This window comes from Kitasatospora sp. NPDC056273 (genome assembly GCF_042268845.1).
In the GTDB taxonomy this organism is placed as follows: Bacteria; Actinomycetota; Actinomycetes; order Streptomycetales; family Streptomycetaceae; genus Kitasatospora.
This window is the reverse complement of record NZ_JBHJSJ010000040.1, coordinates 1-1,895: the sequence shown is the minus strand read 5'-3', so window position 1 is coordinate 1,895 and position 1,895 is coordinate 1. Positions and strand designations below refer to the sequence as shown.

Here is a 1,895-nt window from a genome sequence, read left to right as displayed (position 1 = left end):
GAATTGAAGAGGAGGCAAAAATATTTCTCGTTGCGTCAGATGTGTATAAGAGACAGGGGCCTCACCCCGCGGCCGCCGGGCCACCTTCGACCACTGGACACGGGAGACGGTCCGATGCGTAAGAGCATGACCAAACCGGGTGGTGTCATCGCCGCTGCCGTCATGGTGGCGATGACCGCCGGCGGAACCGCGCTCGCAGACCCGGTGGCCGGTGCCACCCCGCGCGCCGTCGACGTCGTGGGCGTCGGTGACGAGACGACCCAGATCCTGATGAACCAGGTAGCGGCGAGCTACAACGCCTCGTTGACCGATCCGGCGGTGCCGAGACTGTACAGCTGGGACTCCCGGCCGAGCGGAACCATCACCACCAAATCGGGGGGCACACCGATCGCCCGGCCCTTCGGCGTCTACGGCGGCATGACGACGCTGAACGGCTACACCAGTGCCACCGTGGACTTCGCCCGCTCCTCGCGCGGAGCGCAACAGGACGACCCGCCGGCCGACGGTTTCGTGGCGTACGCGAAGGATGTCGTCACCTGGGCCGCCCCGGCGAACGGTCACGCCCCGGCGAACCTGAGCACGCAGAACCTGCGGGACATCTACACCTGTGTGGTCACCACCTGGAACCAGATCGACCCGTCGCTGCCCAACAGCACCATCAAGCCGTATCTGCCGCCGATCCAGTCGGCGTTGACGGCGAACTTCCGGAGCGATATCAACTACGGCAGTCCGCTCGGACCGGGTGCCTGCGTCACGTGGTCGATGGCGCCGAACCAGGGCTCGGATCCGGCACTCAGCGACCCGGACGCGCTGGTCCCGTATTCGACGGGTTACTTCATCGGCCAGGCATACCAGGGGCAGGGCGGCGGCTCGGACGTCCAAGGCCCGCTGACCCCGCGCTCCATCGACGGCATCGCGCCGATCGACCCGCAGACCAAGACGATCTCGGCCGATGCTCTCATGACGCCGTACGCGGCGGTCCTGTCGAACGTCGTCCGTGACGCCGAGTGGACCGCCACCGACGCCCACGGTGTCGCTCTGCGGGACATCTTCAGTCGCAACGGCTGGATCTGTCGTAACGGCGCGGACGCCATCAAGAGGTCCGGTTTCCTGCCACTGCCCTCGATCGCCTGCGGCCGCTACAACCACTCCTGAGCTTCCACGAACCGCACCACATCACCTCTCCCTCTCCCAAGGAGTCCAGCATGTCCCGCATCAGCGCCCGCCTGGCAGCGACCGGTGCCGCCGTCGTCCTCTCCCTGACCGCGGTGAGCGGTGCCGCCGTCGCCGACACGGCCGCCACCCCGGCCGCCGGCCAGGCCGTGATCACCACCGACGTCAACTTCCTGACGAACGCCGCGCTCAACGGCATCGTGATCATCCCGCTGCAGCCCGCGAACCCGGCGTACGACCAGACGGCGGGCCTCACCGTGACGCTTCCGGTGACCGGCGGCGCTGCGAACATCCCGTCCTTCTACGGCGACGTGCAGTTCGGCGGCGGCCTGCTCTTCCTGAACCTCAAGACCGGCAAGAGCGTGACCTTCAAGCAGCTCGACTTCTCGGTCGACAACGGCTACTTCACCGCCGTCCCGAACGGCTCGACCACGCCGGTCCCGCTGCTCGACCCGTCCGGCGACAACGTGATCACCCGCAGCGGCCTGACCCAGAACCTGAACTCCTCCAGCTTCGAGGTGGACGCGGCCGGCGCGCAGTACCTCGACACCAAGCTGGGCACCGGCTACTTCACCGCCGGCCAGAAGATCGGCAAGCTCGCGCTGTCCTACACCCCGGCGCACTGAACCACCCGGTACCGCTTGCCCGGTACTGAACCGCAGGTCGGCGGGGGGGCCGGCGCGCCCGCGGGCCCCCCCGCGGGGGGGGCGACACAACCAGAC

Annotated in this window: 2 protein-coding genes; both read left to right on the top strand. The window is 68.1% G+C overall.

The features are described 5' to 3' along the window. The first annotated feature begins 114 nt into the window (after positions 1-114). Positions 115-1,155, top strand: coding sequence for a substrate-binding domain-containing protein (locus ACFCY1_RS28785; protein WP_117488851.1), 1,041 nt, complete (start codon positions 115-117; stop codon positions 1,153-1,155). A 50-nt stretch (positions 1,156-1,205) separates the two neighbouring features. After that, positions 1,206-1,799 (top strand): hypothetical protein, encoded by a 594-nt coding sequence (locus ACFCY1_RS28780; RefSeq protein WP_375876503.1) that lies wholly within the window; start codon positions 1,206-1,208, stop codon positions 1,797-1,799. Positions 1,800-1,895: the final 96 nt, after the last annotated feature.